Raw genomic sequence first — 1,842 nt, forward strand, 5'->3', positions numbered from 1 at the left:
AGCGCACTCGGGAACATGCCGCCCGAAGAATATGAACGCAACTATTACGCTGAAACAAACGGCCCGATAAATATCGAAGCCGCCAACAAAACGGCGGCATGAAACCCGGGACGGTTCACTCCGTGTGCTGAACCTCGGCGGCGGCGACGTCGATACAGCAACACCGATGGGGTCCATGCTGTTCACGATCATGGCGGCGCTCGGGCAGATGGAACACGACATCAAGCGAGAGCGTGTTGTCGACTCCATCAACAAACGCCGCGCAGCCGGCAAAGACTTAGGCGGCCGCCCGCGGATCATCACCGACAGCCAAATCCGCAACGCCCGCCGACTCATCGACGGCGGAGAGACAGCGACAACGGTTGCCCGCGACCTCGGAATGTCTCGAGCAACGTTCTATCGCCGAGCACGGGCACTGGACCTCACCGCCGAGTAATTTGAGGCGTCCGAACGTGCCCCGTATACCCTCCCTTCACCGGGCATTTTCTCAGGCGGGGCATACGGGACGGTCGCCCTCTCGGCACCGCAGGGAACCGAATAGACGACGGTAATTCGAAGCTGCCCCGGTCACCGTCGTCCAAGTGGGGTTGTTTAGGCAACAAAGTTCAGCCTGCGACTTCGCGTTGCTAGCGGCGGTTATTCGTACCTGGTGGTCGTGATGCCCGTGTTCTTCGCGGTGCTCCTCGAAGTTGTCAGCACCGATAGGGCAGCGAGGATCAAGCTGAGCGCAATGACGACGTAGTAGTAGGATCCGGGCCAGTCGATGGTGTGCGCCCCTTTGGAGAGTCCGGTCACGACTGCCCAGGGGAAGTTGACGCCGAGGGAGAGGTACGCGCCGAAAACGGGTCGCTGTTTGCACAAAAAATCGATGGGTACTCTGTGCAGAAGTCCGATATTGGTTGTCTATAACATGTTGCTAGCCTCGCCTTACATGCCACGTCGATCTCGTTGATGCAACGCAAGGGCTGGCGTCGAATATGGTCTATGCCCTTCCGCCTTGAATGCAACATCACATTCCGCCCAACTTGGCTCAACAGAATGGAATCCACATGGAACACAAGATTTTTGAATTGGGCGATTTTACTCTGCAGAAAGGCTCTGTTTTACCGTCAGCGAAGCTTGGGTACGTCACTCTGGGCGAATTGAACGAAGCGAAGGACAACGTCGTGGTTTGCCCCACATGGTTCACCGCGACGCCGTCTGACACCGCATCATGGCTGACCGGCAAGGGACGGGCATTGGACCCGGAAAAGTACTTCATTGTCGTACCGAACCACTTCGGCGCAGCCGTGTCCTCTTCCCCCAGCAATACCCCAGCGCCGTTCGGGCGAGGTCTGTTTCCTCGCGTTACCGCCTACGACAACGTTGTCGCCCAACACCGCCTGCTTACCGAGGAACTCGGTGTAGAAAAGATCCGCCTAGTAACGAGTTGGTCTCTGGGTGCTTGCCAGACCTACGCCTGGGCTGCTTTGCACCCGGAAATGGTTCGAGCCATAGCGCCAATATCGGGTTCGGCGCGGACAGCAGAATATAACAAAGTGTTTCTACATTCCCTCATTCGCGCGGTCACGTCTGACAGTGATTGGAACGACGGTTTCTACGCTGACAAACCCCCTGTCAAAGGCATGAAGACATTCGCGGCAATCTACGCCGGTTGGGGGTTCTCGGAGCCCTTCTACAGGGAGGAGCTCTACCGAAGCTTCGGGGCAAGCGACACAGAACAATGAACCGTCCCGGGTTTCATGCCGCCGTTTTGTTGGCGGCTTCGATATTTATCGGGCCGTTTGTTTCAGCGTAATAGTTGCGTTCATATTCTTCGGGCGGCATGTTCCCGAGTGCGCT

General features: G+C 57.2%; 2 protein-coding genes and 1 pseudogene. 2 read left to right on the plus strand and 1 reads right to left on the minus strand.

Annotation, left to right across the window (positions count from 1 at the left end; genetic code table 11):
• Positions 1–118 precede the first annotated feature (118 nt).
• Positions 119–436: pseudogene (locus tag E3T46_RS15235) on the plus strand (helix-turn-helix domain-containing protein); the annotation flags it as partial.
• Between the two features lie 200 nt (positions 437–636).
• Here E3T46_RS15235 and E3T46_RS15240 read toward each other — a convergent pair.
• Positions 637–861 (minus strand): hypothetical protein, encoded by a 225-nt coding sequence (locus tag E3T46_RS15240; protein WP_134479262.1) that lies wholly within the window; start codon positions 859–861, stop codon positions 637–639.
• Positions 862–1,049: 188 nt separating this feature from the next.
• Between E3T46_RS15240 and E3T46_RS15245 the strand changes: the two genes are divergently transcribed.
• On the plus strand, positions 1,050–1,727 hold the full coding sequence (locus tag E3T46_RS15245) for an alpha/beta fold hydrolase (RefSeq protein ID WP_166790299.1): 678 nt from the start codon (positions 1,050–1,052) through the stop codon (positions 1,725–1,727).
• Positions 1,728–1,842: the final 115 nt, after the last annotated feature.

This window comes from Cryobacterium sp. Hh11, from assembly GCF_004404045.1.
Lineage (GTDB): Bacteria > Actinomycetota > Actinomycetes > Actinomycetales > Microbacteriaceae > Cryobacterium > Cryobacterium levicorallinum.

What these genes read in the sequence shown, in the direction of transcription:
- E3T46_RS15245 (WP_166790299.1), top strand. Translation starts at nt 1,050, where the DNA reads ATGGAACACAAGATTTTTGAATTGGGCGATTTTACTCTGCAGAAAGGC.